This window comes from Paraburkholderia sp. CI3 (assembly GCF_050436505.1).
Taxonomy (GTDB): Bacteria; Pseudomonadota; Gammaproteobacteria; order Burkholderiales; family Burkholderiaceae; genus Paraburkholderia; species Paraburkholderia tuberum.
This window is the reverse complement of the sequence record NZ_JBNDMI010000004.1, coordinates 3,754,679-3,779,158: the sequence shown is the minus strand read 5'-3', so window position 1 is coordinate 3,779,158 and position 24,480 is coordinate 3,754,679. Positions and strand designations below refer to the sequence as shown.

Annotated in this window: 21 protein-coding genes; 2 read left to right on the top strand and 19 right to left on the bottom strand. The window is 62.9% G+C overall.

Annotated features, from left to right (window positions below):
* Positions 1–29: 29 nt before the first annotated feature.
* Together OKW29_RS38845 and OKW29_RS38840 are read left to right on the top strand one after the other, a co-directional pair.
* Positions 30–1,103, top strand: coding sequence for a zinc-dependent alcohol dehydrogenase (locus OKW29_RS38845; RefSeq protein ID WP_429294619.1), 1,074 nt, complete (start codon positions 30–32; stop codon positions 1,101–1,103).
* A gap of 77 nt (positions 1,104–1,180) precedes the next feature.
* Entirely contained in the window at positions 1,181–2,341 is a 1,161-nt protein-coding gene (locus OKW29_RS38840; RefSeq protein WP_429294618.1) for a methyltransferase domain-containing protein, read from the top strand.
* Between the two features lie 28 nt (positions 2,342–2,369).
* Here the strand turns inward: OKW29_RS38840 and OKW29_RS38835 are convergent, their stop codons facing one another.
* The 19 genes from OKW29_RS38835 to OKW29_RS38745 form a co-directional block, all read right to left on the bottom strand.
* Positions 2,370–3,497: a hypothetical protein gene (locus OKW29_RS38835; RefSeq protein ID WP_429294617.1), complete on the bottom strand. Its 1,128-nt coding sequence runs from the start codon at positions 3,495–3,497 to the stop codon at positions 2,370–2,372.
* Positions 3,498–3,683: 186 nt separating this feature from the next.
* Positions 3,684–5,150 (bottom strand): hypothetical protein, encoded by a 1,467-nt coding sequence (locus tag OKW29_RS38830; RefSeq protein ID WP_244144936.1) that lies wholly within the window; start codon positions 5,148–5,150, stop codon positions 3,684–3,686.
* A gap of 71 nt (positions 5,151–5,221) precedes the next feature.
* On the bottom strand, positions 5,222–5,620 hold the full coding sequence (locus OKW29_RS38825) for a GtrA family protein (RefSeq protein ID WP_184065146.1): 399 nt from the start codon (positions 5,618–5,620) through the stop codon (positions 5,222–5,224).
* Positions 5,621–5,753: 133 nt separating this feature from the next.
* Positions 5,754–6,494 carry an SDR family oxidoreductase gene (locus tag OKW29_RS38820; RefSeq protein WP_429294616.1) on the bottom strand — a complete coding sequence of 247 codons (741 nt, stop codon included), beginning with the start codon at positions 6,492–6,494 and terminating at the stop codon, positions 5,754–5,756.
* Entirely contained in the window at positions 6,491–7,807 is a 1,317-nt protein-coding gene (locus OKW29_RS38815) for an FAD-binding oxidoreductase (RefSeq protein WP_429294615.1), read from the bottom strand. The genes OKW29_RS38820 and OKW29_RS38815 overlap by 4 nt, the downstream gene beginning before the upstream one ends.
* Positions 7,808–7,809: 2 nt before the next feature.
* Positions 7,810–9,234: a UbiA family prenyltransferase gene (locus tag OKW29_RS38810; protein ID WP_429294614.1), complete on the bottom strand. Its 1,425-nt coding sequence runs from the start codon at positions 9,232–9,234 to the stop codon at positions 7,810–7,812.
* Positions 9,235–9,601: 367 nt separating this feature from the next.
* Entirely contained in the window at positions 9,602–10,735 is a 1,134-nt protein-coding gene (locus tag OKW29_RS38805; protein ID WP_429294613.1) for a glycosyltransferase, read from the bottom strand.
* The gene (locus tag OKW29_RS38800; RefSeq protein WP_429294612.1) at positions 10,732–11,985 is read right to left on the bottom strand and encodes a glycosyltransferase; all 1,254 of its coding nucleotides are present in this window, start codon (positions 11,983–11,985) and stop codon (positions 10,732–10,734) included. The genes OKW29_RS38805 and OKW29_RS38800 overlap by 4 nt, the downstream gene beginning before the upstream one ends.
* Complete coding sequence (wecB, locus tag OKW29_RS38795) at positions 11,978–13,099, bottom strand: non-hydrolyzing UDP-N-acetylglucosamine 2-epimerase (RefSeq protein ID WP_184038499.1); 1,122 nt, start codon at positions 13,097–13,099, stop codon at positions 11,978–11,980. Before wecB ends, OKW29_RS38800 begins: the two co-directional genes overlap by 8 nt.
* The gene (locus OKW29_RS38790) at positions 13,096–14,673 is read right to left on the bottom strand and encodes a polysaccharide deacetylase (protein ID WP_429294611.1); all 1,578 of its coding nucleotides are present in this window, start codon (positions 14,671–14,673) and stop codon (positions 13,096–13,098) included. The genes wecB and OKW29_RS38790 overlap by 4 nt, the downstream gene beginning before the upstream one ends.
* Entirely contained in the window at positions 14,670–16,052 is a 1,383-nt protein-coding gene (locus OKW29_RS38785; RefSeq protein WP_184045401.1) for a phenylacetate--CoA ligase family protein, read from the bottom strand. The genes OKW29_RS38790 and OKW29_RS38785 overlap by 4 nt, the downstream gene beginning before the upstream one ends.
* A gap of 191 nt (positions 16,053–16,243) precedes the next feature.
* Positions 16,244–17,020, bottom strand: coding sequence for an ABC transporter ATP-binding protein (locus OKW29_RS38780; protein ID WP_429294610.1), 777 nt, complete (start codon positions 17,018–17,020; stop codon positions 16,244–16,246).
* A gap of 4 nt (positions 17,021–17,024) precedes the next feature.
* A complete protein-coding gene (locus tag OKW29_RS38775) occupies positions 17,025–17,843 on the bottom strand; it encodes an ABC transporter permease (protein WP_184065123.1) in 819 nt (272 codons plus the stop codon).
* Between the two features lies 1 nt (position 17,844).
* Entirely contained in the window at positions 17,845–19,260 is a 1,416-nt protein-coding gene (locus OKW29_RS38770; protein ID WP_429294609.1) for a mannose-1-phosphate guanylyltransferase/mannose-6-phosphate isomerase, read from the bottom strand.
* A 287-nt stretch (positions 19,261–19,547) separates the two neighbouring features.
* Positions 19,548–20,474 carry a dTDP-4-dehydrorhamnose reductase gene (rfbD, locus tag OKW29_RS38765; protein ID WP_429294608.1) on the bottom strand — a complete coding sequence of 309 codons (927 nt, stop codon included), beginning with the start codon at positions 20,472–20,474 and terminating at the stop codon, positions 19,548–19,550.
* A 9-nt stretch (positions 20,475–20,483) separates the two neighbouring features.
* The gene (rfbC, locus tag OKW29_RS38760) at positions 20,484–21,035 is read right to left on the bottom strand and encodes a dTDP-4-dehydrorhamnose 3,5-epimerase (RefSeq protein ID WP_429294607.1); all 552 of its coding nucleotides are present in this window, start codon (positions 21,033–21,035) and stop codon (positions 20,484–20,486) included.
* The gene (rfbA, locus tag OKW29_RS38755) at positions 21,020–21,913 is read right to left on the bottom strand and encodes a glucose-1-phosphate thymidylyltransferase RfbA (RefSeq protein ID WP_184065112.1); all 894 of its coding nucleotides are present in this window, start codon (positions 21,911–21,913) and stop codon (positions 21,020–21,022) included. The genes rfbC and rfbA overlap by 16 nt, the downstream gene beginning before the upstream one ends.
* Positions 21,914–21,923: 10 nt before the next feature.
* Entirely contained in the window at positions 21,924–22,985 is a 1,062-nt protein-coding gene (rfbB, locus tag OKW29_RS38750; RefSeq protein WP_429294606.1) for a dTDP-glucose 4,6-dehydratase, read from the bottom strand.
* Between the two features lie 397 nt (positions 22,986–23,382).
* Positions 23,383–24,294 (bottom strand): GDP-mannose 4,6-dehydratase, encoded by a 912-nt coding sequence (locus OKW29_RS38745; protein ID WP_429294605.1) that lies wholly within the window; start codon positions 24,292–24,294, stop codon positions 23,383–23,385.
* Positions 24,295–24,480 lie beyond the last annotated feature (186 nt).

The window sequence follows — 24,480 nt, the reverse complement described above, 5'->3', positions numbered from 1 at the left end:
AACGTCTCACATTTTGCGGAGATTGATAGATGACTTCGACGAACGCGCTCGAGCATCGCACCGAAGGCGCGTCCATGCGAGCCGGCTTGCAAGACGGGGTGCGCGCGATGAAGGTCGGCCGCATCCCGGTACCTGAGTTGCTGCCCGGCACCGTGATCGTCAAGGTGGCGAGCGTCGGTATCTGCGGCAGCGATCTGCACGCTTACCGGAACGTCGACGTTCATCAAAGCTTTCCGAACGGCCACGAACTGAGCGGCGCCGTGGTCGAGGTCGGCGAGGGCGTGACGAGCGTGCGCGTCGGCCAGCGCGTGACGATCGACATGGTGATGGGCACCGCGTGCGGCAAATGCGAGTACTGCAAGCTCGGCACGCCGATTCACTGCCGCGCGCGCGAATTCCCGTTCGGCGGCGGCTTTGCCGAATACGTGCGCACCAAGGAATCGGGCGTGTTCCCGCTGCCCGATGCCGTCGACGATCAGCTCGGCGCCATCGTCGAGCCGGTGGCGGTCGGCATCCACGGGTGCCGCAAGATGCCGATTGCGCGCGGCTCGGTCGGCGTCGTGATCGGCGCGGGCACGATCGGCCTCGCGGCACTCGCCGCGGCGCTGGACGCTGGCAGTGAAAATGTCTACGTGGTCGCAAGACACGCGGCTCAGGCGCGCGCGGCGCTGGCGATGGGCGCCACCGCGATCCTGCCGGACGATCGCGCCGAAGCGCTCGCCATGGTCGAACAGGCAACCGGCGGATTGGGCGCGCACTACTCGATCGAAGCGGTCGGCGGAACGGCCGACACGTTCGACTTCGCCTGTCAGTTCGTGCGCCCGCTCGGCCACGTGTGCGTGCTCGGTGCCTTCGATCACGGCTTCAGGAACATCGAAATCATCAAACCGCACATCAAGGAACTGACGATTCATCTGCCGAACTGCTACGGCTATATCGACGGTCAGCACGACTTCGCGCTCGCGATCGATCTGCTGGCGCGCAAGGGCGATACGTTGCGCGCCATGATCACGCACGACCTGAGCCTCGACGACGTCGACGAGGCCTTCCGTCTGGCCAGCGACAAAAATTCGGACTCCATCAAGGTGCAGATGCATACCTGATGGTGTAAGCGGTCTCGCGCAATGCAGTGAACATCGGTCATAACTGGAAGCTGTGCCGTCCAATACGAGGAGGCAACATGGCGAAGGAAGACAATGCTCTCAGCATCGATGAAATTCGAGATAAGCGGCGTTGCCGTTTGCTGAAAGGCCTGAACGTCAAGGAAAGCGTCGGCGTGGAAATAGGCCCGCTTTGCTGGCCGCTCGTGCGACGCAGCGACGGCGGCGAGATCATTTACGTCGACCATACGGACACGCCGCACCTGCGAGAGAAGTACAAGGACGATCCTAATCTCGACGTCAATGAGATTGTCGATGTCGATGCGGTATGGGGGCGCAATACGCTGCACGAAGCTATCAAGGGTCGCTATGTCGACTACGTGGTGGCCTCTCATGTCGTCGAGCATGTTCCCGATCCGGTGACGTGGCTCAGAGAGCTGGGCGCGGTCCTCAAACCGACCGGCGAAGTGCGTCTCGTGGTTCCCGACCGGCGCTTCACCTTCGACTATTTCCGCCGCGAAAGCCGCCTGCCCGAAGTACTGGCCAGCTATATCGCCCGTGCGCGGGTACCGCAGCCCTACTCGCTGCTCGATCATTGCCTGTCCGCCACGGATGTCTCGGCCCACGAAGCGTGGCAAAGGCGGATCGACCCGCACTCGGTCAAGCGGCATCACACATGGCAAGGCGCGCTACATCTCGCACGCGACGCGTTCGAAAACGGCACCTATCACGACGTTCACTGCTGGGTTTTCACGCCGCGCTCGTTTGCAAAACTGATCGCCGATCTTTGCGAAATGGAGCTGATCGATTTCGCTTGTGAAGATTTCAACGACACGCTGCACAACGATATCGAGTTTTCTGTCGTGATGAGGCGCTCGCGCGATCGCGAATATATTGCCGACAGCTGGCGGCGAATGGAGCGCGAGGCCAGCGACGCGACGCCGGCCGTGCCGTTCTGGCGCACGCATCGCAAACTCAAGGAGCTATGCGCCGGACCGAACGCCCGCAAGAGCACGCCGCGCGTGAGCGGACAGCCCAGCGAACTGGACCCGGACGTAGCGGTCGAATTGCCGCCGGGTTTCAACGAGCAGGAATATCTCGCCGTCAATACGGACGTGGCGGCGGCGGGCGTGAACGCGGGTCAGCATTACCTTCAATATGGGTGGCGGGAGGGGCGGGCCTTGCGGCCGACCCCCGAGGCTCAGGCTGCCCCTGCTCCGGTCGCCATTGAAGCGAGGTAACGATCGAGACGGAGAAACGCTCGATGACCTAATGGCCGGGCGGGCTAGCAGGAATCTGTACCGCCCAGTTCGGCGCGACCTTTAGCGTATGCCCCTTGTCGTTCGCCGTAATGTTCCACATTGGCCATTCCGACGCGGGAAATCTCGTAGCGCTGGCCAGCAGGATAACGACGGCGAATCCCCCCGCTAATACCCGCGACAGCTTCGAACTCGACGTTGCGATCGACAGCAGCGCGGCCCAGAAAAAGAACAGCAAGGCAGGATAGATGTACCGGGCACCGAAGCCGCACCACTCCATGTGTACCGAGTACGGATTCGATCTCGCGGCGCCGAGCAACCAGATGATGCCCGCCATCGGCGCGAGCAGCAGACAAGCAAGAACCGCTCGCGATCTCGCCACGACGAACACCAAGACGATCGCCAGGATCAAGCCGGCGATTAGCGGAATGCTATCCGGGGACGGCAGCAGACTGCAAAACAGCTCGCGGATCATCCGGGAGCCATAACGCCACACATACGGCGCCGGGCCGAAGTCGAGCGGCGGCGAGGCGTTCGTTGCGACCGCATAAACCTGCCCCGCTACGCCCGCGGTATAGACGGCCAGAAATCCAGTCTGACGATATGAAAACTTCCCACGACGCCGCGCGTAGATACAAGCCAGCACGGTCGGGCCGAACGTGATGATGCCAAAGGGGCCTGTCAACGCAATGACCGCAGCCGCCAAGGCCCGAGCGCTATACCAGGATGTCGGCGGATTGAACAGGTTTTCCCATAGCAGAACGATGAGCGCCGGAAGCAGTATCCATTGAATATTCGTAACGTTCAGCAGCGTCTCGCCCGTCTGCGGGACCAGCAGAGGTCCGAGTGCGAGAAGTGCGGCGATGGGACGCGAGAAGATTCGAAACGCGTGAGCCATGTAGGCGCTCGACCCGGCCGTGATCAACGCACACGCCCACACGAAAAAGTACGGCGCCTCATCGATTGGCGTCGTTTTCATCTGCAGCCACGCGACCAGACGCGGAACGACATGCCAATAGCCGGAATAGCCCTGGACGAATGACCGGATACCCAGTTCGTGCGCTTGCGCGATAAAGATCGTGGCGTCTTCGGCCCACAGAAAGCCGTGCTCGATGCGCTGAGGCGCCCGATACCACATGAGCAGCAACGCGCATAAAAACATGAGCAATGGGAAGAGGCGGGGTTTTTCTCGCTGCATACCCGTAATTCAGTATTTTTTTGGACAAAAAGATGAGCAGAAGCCCACAGCCGACTCGAACATCGAGTCGGCTGTTATTGCCTCAAGCCGGCAGGCATGAATTCGCAACGAGTGTTGCAGGGCTCATCAGGTCCGCGGCCCTTTCGCGCATGTTTGAATCTGCTGCTGCGTCCCCGCGGCGTCACTGCGCCGTAGCAGGCGGTAACCAGCGAAATTGAATGTGTCCACAGGAGCATAGGCCTGGCTCGCGAGCAGGCAATTCGCGCTTGCCTCGAAAGTCCAGAGCGGCTCATGCACGAGAATGTAATCCGGGCTGTACTTCGTGAGCCACGAGTAAAGATCCTTGCGAGCGATGTAGTCCGCGTTATAGCGATTGGTCAGACCGAGAATGTCGATGATGTACCGGTCGGAGTACCAGCCCACGGTTCCGATCTCGACGCTTGCAACGACCGCCTTGGCAGGTGTGTTGGTTTTTATCCATTCACCAATATTCTTGTATGCGTCCATCGAGCCGCGCTGCACGTTCGAGATACCAAAGCTGTGGTAAACGAAGCCGCTCGTGACGAGAAAAAACGCAAGGAACAGCGAGAGGAAAACAGAACTCTCCCGGGACCGCTCGTACGTGAAGCTGAGCACTCTCCACGCGCCGACACCAACGAACAATAAGCCGAAGAAGAAGAATGGTGCGTAGTACCAGTGGTAATTCGGAATATGCAGAAACACATAAAACGAACCCAGCAGCACGAGATAGAGAATGACGAGCCACGCGATCCTCTTGCCGAGACTCGACAGCACACCGACGAGACCGATCGGCAGCATGAACGCGAGCAGCCGGAAGTCACCCCCGAAGAAAGCGTCCTTCATGTACTGCACGTGGAGAAAAATCAGTCCCTCGCCCCAGTACCCCGACTTGCCCTGTCCGAGCTTCGCATTGCCGGTGGCCGGAAGAAACGCGCCGTAGTAGTAGTAGTTAAATATGAAATTGGCCGCGAGCAGAATGACCGGCGCGACGAAATACTTAACATGAGGCAGTTTTCTGTTCCTGATGAAGTAATCGACGACCACGACGAGGCCAAGGAATACACCTTCACTGCGCGTGATGAACAGCAGGCCCAGCACCACACCCAGACCGAAAAATTGCTCCCTGCGGTAGAGTACCAACGCGAGCGCGGAGAGGAACAGAAACAGCGAAGTCTCCATCCCAAAGGTGTCGTAAAAATAATTGAAGGAAACAACGATCAGCGCGCACAGCGTCTGTTCGTATTTTCCGCTCGCCAGCAGATGCGCTCCGGTGATCGCGGCCGCGCACAGGAACACGAACGACAAAAAGATCGTCGTATATTGCAAATTACCGGCCACGACGTTCGCCACGATCAGCAAGTAGGAATACAACGGCGAGGTGAGCCCGTTGAAGCGATCGCCCGCGTTGTAGGTGAGCCCTTGCCCGTCAAACAGATTGCGCAAATATCGCAGATAGATCAGCGAATCATCGAGCTGAAAGTTGCGCGTCTGCCACGCGAGATAACCACCCACGGCAATGGTGACCACCAGTAGAAGCGCGTTCTCCGAAAGGTACTGTCTAAATCGTTGCATGTTCATTGGTCAATATTTTCTGATTACGCGCGTGCGGCAGCGCAACTACAAAAATCAATGCATTGCCCGAATCAGGCAAAAACGAACTTCTTGTCGAGCCGATATTTGACTATGTAACCAATCACGAGGCCAATCACGCCGCCCGTAAAGCGGGCAGGCTCGGAATGATAGATCGCGTCCGCGCCGAATTCGAAGCCCCAGAAAATCGCCGTAGTTGCGAGCCCCATCACCGTGTACAGCAGAAAACTCTGTATGCCGTGCGACAGATCGCGATGCTGGTATCGAAAGATCCAGAGCTTGTCGAGTAAGAACTTCACCACCAGCCCGCCACCCGTTCCGATGACCACCGACAGCGGCACGCTGAACGCTCCCGAATAGGTGATCAGCGAGAGCTTCTGCAGACCGATATTCGCGGCGATCGAAACTGCCGCGAATATCGCGTAAAAAATCACGAGGCGCGACGCGCTCATGGGAGTTGCCGAGGAGTTCACGAAAGGCACACCAGGTCAGGAAGGTCGAACGAACATTCGCCGCGCCATGCGCTCGCCGGGCGGCGACGGTTGCCGTCGAGCACGGCAGACCCGTCGCGATGCATACAATGCATCACAACGAGAGCCGCTTGAACACGCGGCCAGGAATAGAGCGAATGATCAGCATGATGCCCCACCAGAACCACGGGGTATAAATGACATCCCTACCCTTTTCCACCGCGCGCACGATATCGCCCGCTACCTTCTCCGCGGTAGCAACAAGCGGTCCCGGCAAGGGAAGACCCGCTGTCATTGGCGTCGCGACAAAGCCAGGCTTGATCGTCAGCACATGCGCGCCCGCCTTGAACAGGCGCGCCCTCAGGCCCTCGCAAAACGCGGAGAGCGCTGCTTTTGCACTGCCGTACAGATAGTTCGACTGGCGACCGCGATCGCCGGCCACCGACGAAATGACCGCGATCGTGCCGCGCCGCTGCTGCTCGATCACAGTGGCAAAACGCGTCAGCAACGCGATGATCGATACGGCATTGGTATTGAACTCGCGGACCGCGACGTCGGCATCGTTCTGACAGTCCTGCTGGTCAGGCAGCGTACCCGGCGCCACCAGCACGATGTCGAGCGCGCCGAACTCGGCCGAACAACGCTGCATCATGGCGGCATGTTCACCGAGCTGATCGATGTCCAACTGCTGACACAGCACGTCTTGCGCACCACGTGCCTTGAGGTCGTCGGCAACCTGCTGGAGGCGCTCCATGTTGCGCGCGACGAGAAAGAACCGCGCGCCCTGTTTAGCCCATTGCCGTGCACAGGCAATGGCGATCGCCGAAGTGGCGCCTACGATAACGATGTTTTTCATACTCGAGTGGTTCGTTCCCAAAAGCGTGACAGCAAAGCCGGATCACGCAGCGCTTCGACCTGTTCCCACTGCGGATAGGCAGCGCGAAAATCTTCGCCCGACATATGCGCGTCCTTGGCGGGATACAAACGGCCGCCGCTCTCGCGCACGATCGCATCCAGCCGGTCGAAAAGCTTGCGATTCGATTCCTCGCGCTGCGGGAAGTCGAGCGCGAGCGAGGTGCCTTCGAGCGGAAAAGACAGCAAGCCCGGCGATTTGATGGCGCCGCAGCGCTTCAGCACGGCAAGTATCGACCCCGTGCCGCTGCGGGCAATCGCGTCGAGAATGGCCCGCGTTGCCTCGCGCGCAACGGCTGCCGGGATCACGCATTGATACTGCTGGAAGCCCGAGCGGCCATAGATGCGATTCCATTCAAGCAGGCTGTCGAGCGGATAGAAGTACGAGTCGTAACTGACCGTCGAGCGAACCGCGTCCGCGCGTTGCCGCCTGTAGTACAACTCGTTGAAGGCGCGCAGGGTCAGGCGGTTGAAAACGGGGATCGGCGACGTGAACGGCACCGTACGCGTCTTGCGGCGTTCGAGGTCGAGCCCCCCCTCGGAGGCGTGATCGCCGACCATGAAAATGCCTCTGCCCAACGCGGCATCGCGGCTCTGACAGTCCACCCACGCCACGCTGTACTCATGCAGTTCGTCGAGCCGTTCGGACAGCGCGAAGAACTCGTCGAGGTTGGCAAAGCGGATACTGGTCACGTCGAGCATGCTCGACCTGATCGGCATCAGCTGGATTTCAGCCCACGCGATCAGCCCCGTCATACCAAGGCCGCCGATCGTCGCGGTGAAGTACTCGGGGTGGAGGTCCGGCGTACATTCGAACTGCGTGCCGTCGCTTCGCAGCAAGCAGAAACGCCGCACATGCCGGCCAAACGTGCCGCGTACATGGTGATTCTTGCCGTGCACGTCGTTGGCGATCGCGCCGCCCAACGTCGCGTACTTCGTCCCCGGCGTCACGGGCAACATCCATCCACGCGGAATCGCCACGTCGAGAATCTGCTCGAGCGTCATGCCTGGTTCAGCGCGCAATACGCCGTTTTGCCAGTCGGCCAGAATCATCCGGTCGAGCGGCAGCGTCTGGACCACGTGCCCCGACGACGCGAGGCAACTGTCGCCGTAACTGCGCCCATTGCCGAAGGCAAGGGTCGTGCGCTGCGTGCCGCCGACACTTCGCCATATCGCCGCGGCCGTATCACGCCAGGCGATCGGATGGGCCTCTTGCAGCGCGTACGGATAGCGCCCCCAGGACTGGACTTTCGACATGGCTAGATCGCCATCCAGAACACGGCACCGCATAGGGCCATGATCAGCCAGCTGCTCCGGTCTTTTGCCGCGAATATGATCGGGTCGTCATGCATGGAGCCGCGATGCGCGATGATCCACGTGCGGCTCACCCAGTAAAGCAGCAGAGGACAGGCCACCCAGATGTACTGTGGATGCCGATAGAGGCTCGCCGTATTGCCGTCCTGAATATAAAGCGCGAGAACCAGCACGGACAGATAGCCCGAGGCCGCGCCTAGTGACGAAATCAACGGCAGATCGCTCGCGACATAGCCGCGGCCGCGTGACTTCACGAGGCCGCGCTCCTTCAACGCGTGCAGTTCCGCATACCGCTTGACGAGCGCGAGGCTGAGAAAAATGAACATCGAAAACGCGAGCAGCCAGAACGTGAGCCGCGCATCGATCGCGGCGCTTCCGGCGATGATCCGTGTCGTATAGAGCAAGGCCAGCACTACCACGTCCATCATGACTCGCCGCTTCAGATAGAACGAATAGGCCAGCGAGAGTACGTAATATCCAAGCAAAACCAGCGCGAACTTATGAGGCAGGCAGAACCACGCGATCGCGCCGCCCACGACCAGCAGAACGGGACAGAGCGCCGCGCCCCAAACCAGCGGCAACGCGCCCGAAGCAAGCGGGCGTTTGCGCTTGGTCGGATGATGCCGGTCGTCCTCGAGATCGAGCAGATCGTTCAGCAGGTAGACGCTCGACGCACAGACACCGAAGGCAAAAAAAGCGAGGAGCGCGGCAATGACCAGCGCGGCGTCCGACAGTTGATGCGCCGCGAGCAGCGGAACGAAAATCAGCAGATTCTTCAGCCACTGATGCAGTCGCAACGACTTCGCCCACGTTCCCGGCCACGCGGAGCGTTGGTCGATGACGCGCTCGACGTTGCCCTGCTTGCGGGCCGCGCGCTCTACGCCACTCGACGGATTGATCACATAAGCACGCTCGGCCGCGGCCCAGACTGCGACATCGTCGTGCGAATTGCCCGCGTAGTCGAAGCCTTTCTCGCCGAACTCGGCCACGAGCCTGTCGCGCTTGCGATGCGCGGACAGATTGATGTCGCTATGCGTGGCGAAGGTTTTGTCGAATAGCCCAAGATGATCGGCAATCGCCTTCGCGTAGCGTTCATGGCTAGCGGTCGCCAGCACGAGCGACCGCCCGGCGGCCCGTTCTTCCTTCAGCCACTCGATGACCGTGGCGTCGTAGGGTAGGACGGTGACGTCGATATCGGTCGCTTCGGCCAAGCGGGCTTTGAGGCCGGCTTTGCCCCCGCGCAGGAGCCACAGAAGCGGCTCGTAGAACCGATGGGGAGCGGATCGGGTGAAAGCAAATCCGCATTCAATCAGGACGTCCGAGCGAATGAGAGTTCCATCAAGATCGACGACGAGTGGTTTGCTGCTCATTCAATGAACCGCCGCAGGGCAGAAAAAAGTGTGGAAGGCACATGCGATGCCGTAGAAATTCGTTCTGGCGCGGTAGCGGGTCAAGTCGAACCACGAGGATCAGAATCCGGACCGCGTAAAGCGGCATCACGCTACCATCTCGCGCCCTCCCCTACAACCCGCTTCCAATTTATTTGTCAACTTATTGCCAACTGATTTAACAACCATGAGCCCGCAATATTTGTAACGAAGCAGAATAATCAGTGTACCGGACTCGACCGCGCAGATAATACCAACATCTCGCATATAGGCCGAATTTGCGCAAACCAAGGTGAATTAAACACTTTCGCAAGCTTTTCGGCGATATAGAGAGAAAGAAAATAACGACTCAGGAAGACAATACGTGTTCATACAGCGATGTATATGCGCTTCCCAACGCTGGCCCAGAAAATAGCCGCTCATACCGTTCCCGCGCCGCCGCCCCCATGCTGCGCGCGAGCGCTTTATCCAGCGCAAGCCGGTTAATCGCGGCGACCAGCGGCTCCGGCGCCTCGGGCGGCACGACAAACCCCGTCACCCCATCCTCGTTGACGAACGAGGTCCCCGACCCCACCTCACAGCACACCATCGGTTTGCCGAACATCGCGGCTTCGACCAGCACCATCCCGAACGCTTCGGAGCGCAAATGCGAGGGCAGCACCATCGCGCGACAGCCCTCGAGCAGCGCAACCTTTTCCTCATGCGTGACCTGCCCGGCAAACACGACGTTGGTCGCGCCATGCTGCCGCGCCAATGCGGCGAGCCGCTCGCGCTCCGGCCCCGAGCCAGCGATGACGAATTTCGCCTGCACATGCCGGGCGGCCTCGACGAGCGTATGCAGTCCCTTGTAGTAGCGCAACACGCCGAGCGCCAGAAAATACGGCTCGCCCGGCGCCAGGCCGAGCCGGCTCTCGAGCTTGCGCCGCGCGTCGAGCGGCTGCGGCTCGTCGCGATAGTCGATGATGCCGAGCGGAATCGTCTTCAAACGCTCCTTCGACACGCACGCGGCAAGCGTCTCACTGGTCCGCGCATAGGCCGCCGACGTCGCGACCACCGCGGACATGCTGCGCAGCGTGCGCCGCATCAGCGGCCCATAGACGGCGCCGAGCAGCTTCTGCCGCACGATGTCAGAGTGGTAAGTCATCACCGTCGGTTTGCTGGTGCGTCCGAGCAGATGCAATACGTCGGCGAACGGCCACGGAAAGTGGAAATGCACGACGTCGGCCCAGTCGGCCAGCTCGCGATACCTGATCACCGAGCAGGGCCCACCGAGATCGCACGATGCCGGCGCCGCCCACGATTTCTCGCGGATCACCTGCCCTTCCGGGCGTTCGACGACGGTCGGCGTCGGGCTCGGCGACAGCGTCAGAATGCGCGGTTCGACGCCGCGCTCGCGCGTCGCTAGCGCAATCTGGCGGATCGCTTCCTGCAGGCCGCCGGGCGGGTCCGGGAAGTACGTGCGGTACACATGAACGACCCTCACGTGCGCACCTCAGCGCCGTGTGGCCGCGCGCTGCCGCCGCCCGCCTGCGGGAAGTGGAAGGTGATCGCCAGTATCTTGTCCAGCCGCGCTTCCCACGTGTTCTCGCCAACCGCCGCGCGGGCTTCCTCCACGCTCAGCTTGCCGCGTGCAAGCTGCTTCTCGATCGCCGCGATGAACGCGTCGGCATCGCTGCCCACTTCGAGCCCCGCGCGCGGTTCCTTCGCGAAATCGAGCGGCGTCGATACGACCGGCAGACCGGCCGCGAGATATTCGTAGAACTTCATCGGAAACATCGAGTGCGTGTATTCGTTGATCAGCGTCGGCAACACGCCGACCCGCATGCCGCGCAAATACTGCGGCAGCACGCGATACGGCCGGTAGCCGAGCAGATGCACGTTCGGCAGACGCTTGAGCTGCGCGAGCAGGTCGCTGCGCTGCCCTTCGCGCTCCTCGCCGATGATCACCCATTGCCACTGCGGCCGCGCCTGCGCGGTTTGCAGCAGCAACGGCAGATCGACCTTGAAGTCCGACAGCACGCCGTGATACACGAGCCGCGGCTCGTCGATCGCGGCGAGCTCGGCGGGCAGTGGGCCGTCCGCGCGCGCCGCGCCGAAGTGCGCTTCATCGACGACGTTGCCGAAGAAATGCGTATTGGGGTTAAACGGCAGGCACACGTCCTTCAGCGACTGCGCAGTCGTGAATACCGCCTCGCAGCGCCCGAGCAGGTCCTGCTGGGCATTGCGGAACGCGTCGACGTCGACGCCCGGAATCGCCGCAATATCGTCGACGCAGTGGTAGACCAGGGTCCCGCGCGGCAGCGTCGCGATCGCATCGAGCATGTACGGGTGGTACGTCCACACGACCGGCTTGACGTAGCGATGCGACCTCGCGAAGCGGTTCACCGAAAAACGCAGCATCGCCTGATTCAGCGAGCGCACGAACGGCAGATGATGCCCGGCCGGCACCATCAGCGGCGACAGCACCCAGATGTTGTCGGCGCGGGGCGGCGGGCCGAGCACGAGCGACTGCACGCCGCGCCACAGACGTCGCCACAGGCGCGACCAGTCGCGGCCGCTGGCCACTTTCGGCGAGCGGAAGCCAACGCTTTCCACATACAGAATCCGCCAGCCGCGCGCGGCGAGGATGCTCGCCGTGTGCTGCTTGTTGGTCCAGTACGGCTCGTCCCAGTCGGCGGTCGAAAACAGCACGCAGTCTTGCGGGGCAAGCACGGGGTTCTTGCCGTCAGCCAACGAACACCTCGACCGGTCGGCCGCGCAGGCTGTCGACGATGCGTCGTGAGGCCAGTCCGTCGCCGTACGGATTCGCGCGATCGCGCAGCGCCGCGCGCCGCGCGGGATCGTCGAGCCAGCCGATCACCGCGCTTTCGATGCTCGCCGCGCTCTGGCCCGCGAGCGTCGCGAAGCCGGCGTCGACGCCTTCGCGGCGCTCGGTGTGATTGCGCATCACGACGACCGGCACGCCGAAGGTTGGCGCTTCTTCCTGAATGCCGCCCGAATCGCTGACCACGACGGCGCTGCCGCTGATCAGATAAAGGCTCGTCGGATAGTCGACCGGCTCGATCAGCGCGAGGTTCGGGATGCCATCGAGCTCGCGATGCACGGGCTCGCGCACGGCCGGATTCAGATGCACGGGGAACACCCAGCGGTAATCGCTATAGCGCTGACACAGGTCGCGCAGCACGCGGCAGATGTCCTGCAGCACGTCGCCGAAATTCTCGCGCCGATGGCACGTGACGAGCACGTGCTGCTGCTGCGCGCCATGCCATGCGGGCAGCGGACTCGCCGGCGGCGTGACGCTCCAGCTCGCGCGCACTTCGCCGATCGCATCGACGACCGTGTTGCCGGTCACGACGATCTTCTCTGGCGCGACGCCTTCGCTGAGCAGGCTGTCGCGCGCGCGCGAGGTCGGCGCGAAATGCAGCGTCGCGATGCGGCCGAGCAGGCTGCGGTTCGCTTCCTCGGGAAACGGACTCGCCAGATCGCCGGTGCGCAGCCCCGCCTCGACGTGACCGACGCGGATGCCGCGCTGGAACGCCGCGAAGCCCGCGCAGAACGCGGTCGTCGTGTCGCCCTGCACGATCACCCAATCGGGACGTGTTTCGTCGAGCGCGCGATCGAGCGCGGCGATCAGGCGCGACGCGAGCGCGTTCAGCGATTGACCCGGGTGCATCGTTTCGAGCGTGATGTCCGGTTCGATGCCGAAGAATTCGAGCGCCTGCGCGGCCATGTCCCTGTGCTGCCCGCTCGCGCAGACGATCGTGTCGAACTCGCTGCGCAGCGCTCGCACGAGCGGTGCGAGCTTGATGACCTCGGGCCGCGTGCCCATCACCACCATGACTTTCATTGCAGTGCTTTCCCCGCCTCGACCTTGGTGTGAGCGCCCCGGAACTCGACGCCGAGCGCGAGCGGCGTCGTGTCGGCGAAGGGCGTGACGACGCGAAAGACGCCGTCGTGTTCGACGATCTGCGCGAGCGAGCGCAAGCGCAGGAAATCGAGCGCGGCTTCCTCGTGCAGGAACAGCGGCCGTTGGGCCTTGCCGCGCATGTAGGCGATCAACTGCTCGTGCGCGTCGATGCGCGCCGCCTCGTCGGTCCAGCCGTACGCGTAGCGCTCGGAGAACGGATGGTCGAGATAGCCGAACAGCGTGTTGGTCGCGTACGCGGTGTCGAAGGCCTGCTTGAAGATTGCGAGCGGATCACCCTCTTTCAGCATGCAGTCGCCGTGCAGCATGCACTGTTGGCTGTGACCGACGAAGCCCGCCGGCAAGCCGGCCAACGCGCCGCCGCGTGCGCTCAGAAACTCCGGATCGTTGCGGATGATGCCGCCGATGCAGCCCGCGTAGCCCGCGTCGATCAGGCCGCGCATCGCGTACGGCGGCGACTGGTGAAACGGCGACACCGCGTAGCGCACCGGCACGCCAGTCGCGCGTTCGAGCAGTTCGGCCGATTGCACGCCTTCCGCGATCGCGGTGTCGTAGCTGCCGCCCCAGTTCGGCGAGTGCGTCGCCGTGTGCGACAGCACCGCGCCCTGCTGCCGGTCGGCAAGCAGTTCGCGCAGGATGTCGTGCTGGCCGCCGCGTTGCAGGTTCTGCGTATGCACGGCGAGCGTGAACGGCACGCCGAGACGCCGGTACGCGTGCCACAACGGGCGCGCCGATTCGACGTCCTCGTCGCAATCGAGCCGCGACGTGATCGCCGCGTCGTAACCCCACGGGAGTTCGCTGAGCACGGGCTGACACGGCAGCGCATCGGCCCGGTAGCCCGACAGAAACTGCTCGACGAGGCGCCATTCGAACGAATCGCACGGGCCGACCGGCCGGTTGAACCACAGCACGGCCGATGCGCCCGCATCCCACAGCGCGGCGTACGCGAACTGTCGCTCGCCGTTCACGACGACCGCGGCCAGCTCCGCTTCGGCCGGAACTTCGGGCGCCTGCGCGAGCGCCCAGATCGAGCCGTCGGCGCGAATCGCGCCGTAGCCGAGGTTGTTCCATTCGTCGGTGAAATCGAAGCGCTCGAACGGGCGATGCCATGGCGCGCCGCCGAGTGTCTGCGCGAGCGCGCCGTAGCGCACCGCCGCCGCGCTTTCGCGCGACTCGCCCAAAGGCGCCGTTGCACTGCGGCTCGCTTGCGAGAGGTCGGCGGGCAACGCCGCGGGCCGATAACGCAGATAGTCCGCGAGCGCGATCGGCATATGGCCGAACACGATCAGCTTGCGCGGCCGCGCCTGCACGAACGCGATCAGGTCGGCGCTCCACGCATCGGGCGCGTCGACCGCGACCATGACGTCGGGCGCGATCTCGTGCAGCATGTTGCGCGCGATCGCCTGCGCCTGGGTCGCGCTGACCGAGCGCCGCAGCGCCGCCAGCACGTATTGGCCGGCGTCGGCGCGGGCGTCGGGAAACGCGACGCCGATCATGCGCTCACCACGTGACGGAATTTGGCGCGACTGCCCACACGCACGAAATCGTCGTGGCCGACGTAGGCGATCGTGAACGCGTCCTGCCAGAAGTGGCGCAGCTTCGCGGTGGTGTCCTCCGCGTTCGCGTGCGGTTCGAGCACGATGCGCAAAGTGGGCGGCGTCGTGCGCAGGTCGATCTGGAATTCCTGGATGCCGCCGACGCGGTGATCGAGCATGTCCTGGATGTGGTGCGTCGGATGCGCGACGCCGTTGATCGGCACGACGTCGTGAATCCGGCCGACCACGTCGGTCAGGAAGAAGCCCTTCTCCGTCTCCTGCACGCGCGCGAGGTCGCCGGTCGTGTAGCGGATCAACGGCATCAGCCGGTTGCGGAATCCGGTGAACACGAGCTCGTGCGCGCCGTCGGGGTTGTCCGGCGCGACGCGGCTTTCCGGCCAGCCTTCCGATTCGAGGATCTGGAAGCCGCCTTCGTGACCGTCGAGCTCATAGGCCATCACACCGAGCTCGGCGAGGCCGTAGCGGTCGATCACGCGGCAGCGCAACGCCTTCGCGATCATCTCGCGCGCATGCGGCTCGAGCAGCTCGCCGCTCGACTCGAACACCTGGAACGCGTTGCCGCCGCCGTACTTGCGCTCGACATAGCAGGCGAGCGCGTACATCGTCGACGGATGCGAGTGCGCGAGATACGGGCGGCGGCGCTTCAGCGTGCGCCACATTTCCTCGAGGCCGTGATCGTCGATGCGGTCGAAGAAGACATTGCTGCGATTCATTGCGAAGCATTTGAAGTCTTCGCGCGACGGCCACTCGGGCACGACCTGATCCGGAAAACGGCACGCGAAGTGCAACTCCGAGCGATGGCGCAGCTTGCCGATCCGCTCGCGGCAATAGTTGGTGACCGCCGACGAATAATCGGCGCCTTCCTGGTCGTAGTAAATCGTCGTGGAGAGGCCGGTCGAGCCGCCGGTCTTGCACGCGTGGTGCTTGCCAGCCTCGAGCGGTCCCGACAGGAGACGCGGACCCTGCTCGCGGATGATGTCCTTGGTCAGATACGGCAGTTCTTCGAGGTAGCGCGGGTCGTTCCTGACCTTGGCGGGATCGAACTGCTTCGCCTGGAACAGGTCGCGATAGTAAGGCACCTTCGCGCCGGCGAATTCGAGCGTGGCGACGAGCCGTTCGAGCGCGATGCGGCGGCGATGCGGCATCGGCAGCGAATAGTGCTCGCGCAGCTCGCGGATTTTCGGGCGCACGTTGCGCTTTTCGGCGTTCTCCGCAATCGGATACGCGATATAGCCGCCCGCGAAACCCTTCAGCGTGCGAAACGGCTGACGCACCAGCAGGGATTCGGAGTAGCGCAAAAATGGGTGATTAGCTCGCATCAAATTCGAACCTTGTTACGCCTCGGGATTGGCCACGAGGGTGTTGCTGAACTGCGGGACTGGCTTGCGCCGGGGGCGCGGTTTAGCCGATGAGCCGATGGATTTGCCTGCCGCCGTCGCGCTCGCAGCTCGCGCGTCGGCGCACGTGCGGCAGGCGCAGCATGCGCCGCGCCGGTCGCGCGTCGGCGTGCTCAGTGCGGCAACTGCGCGGTGTGGCTAATGAGCGGCTCGTCGGATTTTTCCGACGGCAGCACGGGTTCGTCGGCGACCATCTTGCCGTGCTCCATCGAGATCTTGCGGCTGCACACGCGCGCGACCAGCGACGGATCGTGCGACGCCACGACCAGCAGCGCCGCCTTGCCGACGAGACCTTCCAGACGCTCGGCCGCCTTCACGCTGAACTCGGCGTCGCCGACGCTCAGCCATTCGTCCATGATCAGGATATCGGCTTCGACGCTCGTCGAGATCGCGAACGCGAGGCGCAGCATCATCCCGCTCGAATAGGTGCGCACCGGCAGATTCAGGTAATCGCCCAGTTCGCTGAAGTCGGCGATCTCGTCGATCTTGCTGCGGATGCGCGCGGGCTTCAGCCCGTCGAGAATGCCGCGCAGATAGATGTTTTCGAAGCCGGTCGCGTCGGGGTCGAGGCCCATCGACACGTCGAGCAGCGACGCGATCTTGCCCCGCACCTTCAGCTCGCCGCGCACCGGCGCATAGACGCCCGACAGCGTGCGCAACAGCGTCGTCTTGCCCGAGCCGTTGTGGCCGATCAGGCCGATGCGCTCGCCTTCGCTGAAGGTGAAGCTCAGGTCGTCGATCGCGCGGACGATCGCATGGCGACCCGCGTCCTGGCCGATCCGGCCGCCCGTCGTCAAATTGAGCACCGCCTTTTTCAGCGAGCGATGCGAGTTCTCGTAAATCGGAAATTCGACGGAGATGTTACGAGCGACAATCGATGAAGAACTCACAATATCAAAGCCAGTAAGGAACGCGATTACGGAAACGCTTCATCAGGATCTGCGCGAACGCAAAGCCGACGATCAGGAGACCAATCGACCACGCCCACGACTCCCAGTGGGTCGGGCGGCCGGTGAGCGGCGCGCGCACCGTTTCGATCAGGTGATAGAGCGGGTTGTATTCGGCGACCCACGCGCGGTCCTTCAGGATTTCCGGCGACCACATGACCGGCGTGAAGAAGAATACGACCTGGATCAGGTTCGTGACGATCGGCGGAATGTCGCGAAAGCGTGCGCACAGCACGCCGAGCGTGACGCCGAGCCACACGCCGTGCAGCAGCAGGATCACGAGCGCGAACGGCACCAGCACGATTTCCCAGCCCGGCCAGTGACCGAACACGAGCAGCAGCACGACGACGACCGGCAGGCTATGCAGCAGGATCACGAAGTTGCGCCACGCGATGCGGCATACGTGGACCGTCAGCGGCAGCCTGATCTGCTTGATCAGATATGCCGAGCCGATGAAGGCCATGCAGCCCTCGTTGGCGACCGACGCCAGATACGCCCACACGACGAGACCCACCGCCAGATACGGTAGATAGTCGGAGAGTTCCTGGTGCAGCAGCGTCGAGTACAACGCGCCGAGCACGACCACCATGATGACCGTGCTGAGCGTGAACCAGAACGGCCCGAGCACCGAGCGGCGATAACGCTGCCGGATGTCGTGCCAGCCGAGCGTGCCCCAGACCCGCACCGCTTTCATGCCGACCAGCAGGTCGTCCCGCTCGTTGTGACGTGTCAGGTCTTCCGAGTCGTTGGTAAAACTGATATCCATCTCAAGTACGTCCGTAAATGTCTTCGAAGCGAACGATATCGTCTTCGCCCAGATATTCGCCGCTTTGCACTTCGATCATCACGAGCTCGACGACGCCCGGATTTTCGAGGCGATGTTTGTGACCCGCCGGGATATAGGTCGACTCGTTGGTCGACACGAAGAACTCTTTTTCGCCGTTGACGACCTTCGCCATGCCGCTCACCACGACCCAATGCTCGTTGCGGTGATGATGCATCTGCAGGCTCAGGCTCGCGCCCGGCTTCACCTCGATGCGCTTGATCTTGAAGCGCGGCCCCTCTTCGAGCACCGAGTACGTGCCCCACGGCCGATGCACGGTGCGATGCACCTTGTACGTCTCATGGCCGCGCGACTTCAGCTCCGCGAAAATCTGCTTCACGTCCTGCGCGCGATCCCGGTGCGCGACGAGCAGCGCATCGGGCGTGTCGATCACGATCAGGTTGTCGACGCCGACCGCGCCGATCAGGCGCCCGTCGCTACGCAGATACGAGTCCTTCACGTCGATGAGCAGCGCCTCGCCTTCGACGCGGTTGCCGCTCGCATCGGCCGGCGACAGGTCGGACAGCGCGGTCCACGAGCCGACGTCGGTCCAGCCGAGGTTGCAGCACACGACCGCCGCGTGCTCGCACTTCTCCATTACCGCGTAGTCGAACGACAGCTCCGGCACCGCGCCGAAGCAGCCCGGCTCGAGACGCACCTGCGCGCCGCTCTTGCCTTCGGCGGACGGCGACTTGTCCATGCATTCGGCCGCGGCATCGAGAATGTCGGGACAATGCTCGCGCATTTCCTTCAGGATCGTGCCCGCGGTGAAGCAGAACATGCCCGAGTTCCACACGAACTTGCCCGACGCCAGATACTCGCGGGCCTTCTCCAGTGACGGCTTCTCGACGAAGCGCACGACCCGCTCGCCATCGGCTTCGATATAGCCGTAGCCGGTTTCGGGCGTATCCGGATGCATGCCGAAGGTGACCACGTTGCCGGCCTGCGCAAGCGTCTGCGCACGCGCGACCGCCGCGGCGAATGCGGTTTGATCCGCGATCAGGTGATCCGCGGCGAGCACCAGCATCACGGTGTCTGCGCCATGCGCCTTCGCCGTGTGCAAGGCCGCCGTGGCAACCGCCGCGGCCGTGTTGCGGCCGAACGGTTCGAGAATGAACGAGGTCGCGACGTTCTTGCCGTTCACCTCGCGGAAATCGTCTTCGGTCTTGAAGAACAGCTCACGGTTGGTTACCGTGAGCACTTCCTTCACGCCGGGCAACGCGACCGCGCGCAGGAACGCTTTCTGCAGCAGGCTTTCGCCGTCCGCGAGACGGATGAACGGCTTCGGGTGCGATTCCCGCGAGACCGGCCAGAGCCGCGATCCCGCTCCGCCGCACAGAATGATCGGTAACAAACTCACAGCTCCCTCTCGATACCGTATTTTTTACGTGGCCATACTGGCTTGCGCGCGGTTGACGCACACGTTTGCAATCTACTGCGCATAGAACGTTAAATCCGCGCCTGGAACGCCCTCGCGTCGAGCGACATTCTACCGCCGCACCCCTTTCACCATTGTCAGGCAACAATCGTTTCGATCGATCCCGGACCACGACGGCATCATGGCGAGCGGCGTGCGCGGCAGGACGTCCGATGCGAGTGTTTCCTTCGCCGCACCGGCGCTCGCGAGCCCTGCGTCGAAACCGCGACTCAGGTGCGCGCCGCCGGCGACTTTGGAAAACCGTCCGTCAGACACAGCTTCAACGCGTCGCGCCAATGCGGCCCGGCGAGCCCGAACACGCGCGCCAGCTTGTCGTTCGACATTCTGGAATTGGCTGGGCGCTTCGCGGGCGTCGGGTAATCCGCGGCCGGAATCGGCAGCGTGTTCGGCCTGTTCGGCAAATCCGCGAGTTCAAAGATCGCCGACGCGAAACCGTGCCACGACGTCGAGTCGCCCGCGCACAGGTGATAGATGCCCGAACGCTCGTCCCACCACTTCGCGCCGTCTTCGGCGGCGAAGGACTGCGCGCACAGATGCGCGGTCAGCGTCGCGATCGTGTTGCACCAGGTGGGCGCGCCGAACTGGTCGGCCACCACCTTCAGCTCCGGCCGATCGGCGCCGAGCCGCAACATCGTCAGCAGAAAGTTCTTGCCGCGCGTGCCGTACACCCAGCTCGTGCGCAAGACGAGGTGATTCACGCCGCTCGCCGCGATTGCCTGCTCGCCCGCGAGCTTGCTGCGGCCGTAGACGTTCTGCGGATCGGTTGGATCGTCTTCGACGTACGCGCCTTCTTTCGTGCCGTTGAACACGTAGTCGGTCGAATAGTGGATCAGCGCGGCGCCGAGCTTTTTCGCTTCCTCGGCGAGCACGCCCGGTGCTTCGCCGTTGATGCGCATTGCCAGGTCGCGTTCTTCTTCGGCCTTGTCCACCGCCGTATAAGCGGCCGGATTGACGATCAGCGCGGGACGCAGGTCGCGCACCACCGCGCGAATCTGATCGAGGTTCGACAGATCGAGCCGCGAGCGGTCGACCGCGACCACGTTGCCGAGCCCTTGCAGCGTGCGCGCGAGTTCATAGCCGACCTGGCCATTTACGCCGGTGACGAGAATCGTCCGTTTCGCGTCGTGTGCGCTCATGCGATCCCCTTATGCGTAGACTTCGGCGTCGGCGAGACGCTTGCCCGCCGCATCCTTGGCCGCGAGCAGCGGCTCGAAGTCGACCGGCCATTCGATCCCGATCGCCGGATCGTTCCACACGATGCTGCGCTCGTGCTCGGGGAACCAATAATCCGTGGTCTTGTAGAGGAACTGCGCGGACTCCGACAGCACGACGAAGCCGTGCGCGAAACCGGGCGGCACCCACAGCTGCCGATGGTTCTCGACCGACAGCGTCACGCCGACCCACTTGCCGAAGTTCGGCGAGCTCTTGCGGATGTCGACGGCGACGTCGAACACCTCGCCCTCGACCACGCGCACGAGCTTGCCCTGCGCATGCTGGATCTGATAGTGCAGACCGCGCAGCACGCCTCTCGCCGAACGCGAATGATTGTCCTGCACGAACTCGACGCCCGGCTCGACCTTCTCGGCGAATTCGAGCGCATTGAAGCTTTCGAAAAAGAAGCCGCGCGGATCGCCGAACACCTTCGGCTCGATGATCTTGACTTCGGGCAGCGCGGTTGCAGTTACCTGGATGGCCATGCGACGTGATCCGTGAGAATGTTTTGCAGGTATTGCCCGTAGGCATTTTTCGCGAGCGGTTTGGCGAGCGCGAGCAACTGCTCGCCGTCGATCCACTGACGCCGGTACGCGATCTCTTCCGGACACGCGACCACCAGACCCTGGCGCTTTTGCAGCGTTGCGATGAAGGTCGCGGCTTCGATCAACGAATCGTGCGTGCCGGTGTCGAGCCACGCATAACCGCGGCCCATGATCTCGACGTTGAGCGCCGCGTTCGCGAGGTAGCGCGAGTTCACATCGGTGATTTCGAGCTCGCCGCGCGGCGACGGCTTGATGTCCGCGGCGATGTCGCAGACCTGCTTGTCGTAGAAGTACAGACCCGTGACCGCGTAGTTCGAACGCGGCCTGGCGGGCTTTTCCTCGATCGACAACGCGCGGAACTGCTTGTCGAATTCGACCACGCCGTAGCGTTCCGGGTCCTGCACGTGATACGCGAACACGGTGGCGCCGTCGGTCTGATCGTCGGCGCGTTCGAGTTGCTTCGCGAGATCGTGGCCGTAGAAGATGTTGTCGCCGAGAATCAACGCCGACGGATCATTGTTCACGAACTCGCGGCCGATGATGAAGGCCTGCGCGAGTCCATCCGGCGACGGCTGCACCGCGTACTGGATGTTCATGCCCCACTGGCTGCCGTCACCGAGCATCGCCTCGAAGCGCGGCGTGTCCTGCGGCGTGGAGATGATCAGCACGTCGCGAATACCCGCCACCATCAGCGTGGACAGCGGGTAGTAGATCATCGGCTTGTCGTACACCGGCAGCAGCTGCTTGGAGACGACGTGCGTGATCGGATACAGGCGGGTGCCCGAGCCGCCCGCGAGAATAATGCCTTTGCGCGCCATTGCCGTGCCTTTACGCGCGCTGCGCGTAGTTGGTCTCGACCCACTTCCGGTATTCGCCCGAAGCGACTTCGTCGACCCATTGCTGGTTGTCGAGATACCACTGGACCGTTTTGGCGAGCCCCGTCTCGAACGTTTCCGCCGGCTTCCAGCCGAGTTCGCGCTCGAGCTTGCGAGCGTCGATCGCGTAACGGCGGTCGTGACCCGGACGATCTTTCACATAGGCAATCTGGTCGCGATACGAGCCGGCCGCCTTCGGGCGCTGCTGGTCGAGCAGGTCGCACAGCGTGTGCACGACCTCGAGATTCTTCTTCTCGTTCCAGCCGCCGACGTTGTACGTCTCGCCCGGCGTGCCGCGCGCGAGCACTTCACGGATCGCGCTGCAGTGGTCGCCGACGTACAGCCAGTCGCGCACGTTCTGCCCGTCGCCATACACGGGCAGCGGCTTGCCGCCGAGCGCGTTGGCGATCATCAGCGGAATAAGCTTTTCGGGGAACTGGTACGGGCCGTAGTTGTTCGAGCAGTTGGTGGTCAGCACCGGCAGGCCGTACGTGTGGTGGTAGGCGCGCACGAGGTGATCCGAACCGGCCTTGGTCGCCGAATAGGGGCTATTCGGCGCATAAGGCGTAGTTTCGGAGAACTGCGGATCGGTTGCCGACAGCGAGCCGAACACTTCGTCGGTCGACACGTGCAGGAAGCGGAACGCGGCGCGCTGCGCAACGCCCAGCGTGTTCCAGTAGCTGCGCGTCGCTTCGAGCAGCGTGAAGGTGCCGACGACGTTGGTTTGCACGAAATCGGCCGGACCGTGGATCGAGCGATCCACATGGCTCTCGGCCGCGAAATGCAGCACGGCGCGTGGCTTGTGCTCGGCCAATAGCGTATCGAGCGCGGCGCGATCGCAAATGTCGACGCGCGCGAAAATGTGTTTGGGATTGCCCTGTAGCGACTTCAGCGTGCCCAGGTTGCCGGCGTAGGTCAGTTTGTCTACGTTGAGCACCGCTTCGTCCGACGCATTCAGCCAGTCGAGCACGAAATTAGCGCCGATAAAGCCGGCACCGCCCGTTACCAGGATCATGTAATTCCCTTGTCGATGTTAGTGACAGGCGGCGAAGAGCTTGCGACCTGTTCACCCCGCGTGGTGTCCGTTTCTCTGGTCGTCCGTCGCGTTCCCCGGAGAGGGGACACTCAGACGCCAATTTTATGAATCCCCAATTATAAAGCCGCCCAGTGCAAAAAGCAGAACCCTAACAACTTGAAACAGCTTGACAGAATTCGTTGCCGTTGGTCTGTGAAAAGGGGCTTTTCGGTGCGATTACGCGCATTTTGGCGCCTGTAATGATGTGCGCCACATACTGTGCGGCGCGGCGCGGAAAGAGTGGGAAACGAAGAAGAAGAACGGCGAAAGCGTCATGAAAGGCCGCAAACGCGGCCCTTCGGTGCAGACCGTCAGGCGGTTGCTCGCGCGAGCGCGCTCAGGCCGCGAGCATCCAGCGCAGCGTATCGATGAAAGGGATCGACTCGACGGCCGGCACCAGCGAGTGCAATTTGGCGGGCGAACCGGCAAGCATCTTGACGTCCGTTTGGCGGACAAAGGCGGGATTGACCTGGACCTCGATGTCGTGACCGGTGAGTTCGCTCGCGGTCGTGAGGATTTCCCGCAACGAATACGGGGTGCCGGTGCAGACGTTGACGATTTCGGCGGCGACATTGGAGTCGAGCAACGCCTCGTACGCGCTCGCCACATAACGCACGTCAGAGAAGTCGCGCGCGATGTCGATATTGCCGAGTTCGATCGATGCCGCGCGCCGCGCGAAGTGGCTGACGATCTTCGGCACGAGGAAGTTCACCGCCTGGCCGCGGCCGGTGTAGTTGAACGGCCGCACGATCAGGATCGGCAGGCGGTCGAACCATGTGCGCACCAGCGCTTCCATGGCCGCTTTGCTGGCCGCGTAATGATTGACCGGCATAAGCGGGAAGCTCTCGTCGATCGCGGCGCTGCTGACGTTGCCGTACACGTTCGCGCTGCTTACGATCAGCAGCTTGCGCGGCACATGGCCAATCGCGACACAGGCTTCGAGCAGGTTCTGCGTGCCGATCACGTTGACGCGATAAAAGTCGAGCGGATCGTTGTGCCCCACGAAGCTGATCGCGGCCAGATGCACGATGAAATCGGGCCGCACGGTTTCGAGCACGCGCCGGCAGTCTTCCGGTGAGGTGATGTCGAGTTTGACGCGTGTCGGCGTGTCGGGCTCGTCGCGGCCGGACACCGCTTCGATCACGGTATGGCCGCGCCCGGTCAGCTTCTCGACCAGATAGCGGCCGGTAAAACCGTTCGCACCGGTGACGAGCGTGCGAAATGATTGCTTCGCCGCGGAAGACGACATGCTGGCTTCGTTCACGAGAGAGTCATCCTGTTGTTGTATTGGAATCGCGCGCGGTCCATGCGTGGTTGCCGCGGTGCCGTGTTACGGCGGTGTTCCACCCGCGTCCCGCAACGTGATCGCGCGATACCCGAACCCCAAACGGGCTATTATGTCACGCTATCTTGCTGCTCTGCCCAGCGTGGCACG

What these genes read in the sequence shown, in the direction of transcription:
- OKW29_RS38845 (WP_429294619.1), top strand. Translation starts at nt 30, where the DNA reads ATGACTTCGACGAACGCGCTCGAGCATCGCACCGAAGGCGCGTCCATG.
- OKW29_RS38840 (WP_429294618.1), top strand. Translation starts at nt 1,181, where the DNA reads ATGGCGAAGGAAGACAATGCTCTCAGCATCGATGAAATTCGAGATAAG.
- OKW29_RS38835 (WP_429294617.1), bottom strand. Translation starts at nt 3,497, where the DNA reads ATGTGGTATCGGGCGCCTCAGCGCATCGAGCACGGCTTTCTGTGGGCC.
- OKW29_RS38830 (WP_244144936.1), bottom strand. Translation starts at nt 5,150, where the DNA reads ATGCAACGATTTAGACAGTACCTTTCGGAGAACGCGCTTCTACTGGTG.
- OKW29_RS38825 (WP_184065146.1), bottom strand. Translation starts at nt 5,620, where the DNA reads ATGAGCGCGTCGCGCCTCGTGATTTTTTACGCGATATTCGCGGCAGTT.
- OKW29_RS38820 (WP_429294616.1), bottom strand. Translation starts at nt 6,494, where the DNA reads ATGAAAAACATCGTTATCGTAGGCGCCACTTCGGCGATCGCCATTGCC.
- OKW29_RS38815 (WP_429294615.1), bottom strand. Translation starts at nt 7,807, where the DNA reads ATGTCGAAAGTCCAGTCCTGGGGGCGCTATCCGTACGCGCTGCAAGAG.
- OKW29_RS38810 (WP_429294614.1), bottom strand. Translation starts at nt 9,234, where the DNA reads ATGAGCAGCAAACCACTCGTCGTCGATCTTGATGGAACTCTCATTCGC.
- wecB (WP_184038499.1), bottom strand. Translation starts at nt 13,099, where the DNA reads ATGAAAGTCATGGTGGTGATGGGCACGCGGCCCGAGGTCATCAAGCTC.
- OKW29_RS38790 (WP_429294611.1), bottom strand. Translation starts at nt 14,673, where the DNA reads ATGATCGGCGTCGCGTTTCCCGACGCCCGCGCCGACGCCGGCCAATAC.
- OKW29_RS38785 (WP_184045401.1), bottom strand. Translation starts at nt 16,052, where the DNA reads ATGCGAGCTAATCACCCATTTTTGCGCTACTCCGAATCCCTGCTGGTG.
- OKW29_RS38775 (WP_184065123.1), bottom strand. Translation starts at nt 17,843, where the DNA reads ATGGATATCAGTTTTACCAACGACTCGGAAGACCTGACACGTCACAAC.
- rfbD (WP_429294608.1), bottom strand. Translation starts at nt 20,474, where the DNA reads ATGAGCGCACACGACGCGAAACGGACGATTCTCGTCACCGGCGTAAAT.
- rfbC (WP_429294607.1), bottom strand. Translation starts at nt 21,035, where the DNA reads ATGGCCATCCAGGTAACTGCAACCGCGCTGCCCGAAGTCAAGATCATC.
- rfbA (WP_184065112.1), bottom strand. Translation starts at nt 21,913, where the DNA reads ATGGCGCGCAAAGGCATTATTCTCGCGGGCGGCTCGGGCACCCGCCTG.
- rfbB (WP_429294606.1), bottom strand. Translation starts at nt 22,985, where the DNA reads ATGATCCTGGTAACGGGCGGTGCCGGCTTTATCGGCGCTAATTTCGTG.
- OKW29_RS38745 (WP_429294605.1), bottom strand. Translation starts at nt 24,294, where the DNA reads ATGTCGTCTTCCGCGGCGAAGCAATCATTTCGCACGCTCGTCACCGGT.